This window comes from Pedococcus sp. P1_H8, from assembly GCF_056405175.1.
Window position 1 is genome coordinate 1 of the sequence record NZ_JBFUCP010000091.1, and the last position, 567, is coordinate 567.

Below are 567 nucleotides of genomic sequence, written 5' to 3' on the forward strand. Positions count from 1 at the left end.
CCTTGGGAACCGTGCAACCCGACGTTTCCGCAGACCTTGCCGAGCTCGACACCACTCTCACCACGGTCGAGAGGGTGCTGGACGTGGATGAGCTGCGCCGACGCATCGACGAACTCGAGCATCAGGCAGCAGACCCCGACCTGTGGAACAACCAGGACCATGCCCAGCAGGTGACCAGCCAGCTGTCCCACGCGCAGGCCGAACTGCGCCGCGTCGAGGGCCTGCGGCAGCGGCTCGACGAGATGCCGATCCTCTACGAGCTCGCCGAGGACGAGGGCGGCGACGCGGTGGCGGACGCCGACTCGGAGCGGGCGAGCCTGCGCGAGGACATCGCGGCCATGGAAGTCAAGACCATGCTGTCGGGTGAGTACGACGAGCGCGACGCGCTGGTCAACATCCGCTCGGGCGCCGGCGGAGTCGACGCCGCGGACTGGGCCGAGATGCTGATGCGCATGTACATCCGCTGGGCCGAGAAGCACGGCTACGGCGTCGAGGTCTACGACACGTCGTACGCCGAGGAGGCCGGCATCAAGAGCGCGACGTTCGCGGTCAAGGCGCCTTACACGT

Annotated in this window: 1 protein-coding gene; it reads left to right on the plus strand. The window is 67.9% G+C overall.

Features of this window, described 5'->3' with window-relative positions; genetic code table 11:
- Positions 1-11: 11 nt before the first annotated feature.
- Positions 12-567: PCRF domain-containing protein (locus AC1DYG_RS19005; protein WP_477641425.1), on the plus strand; the 556-nt coding region annotated here is incomplete at its 3' end.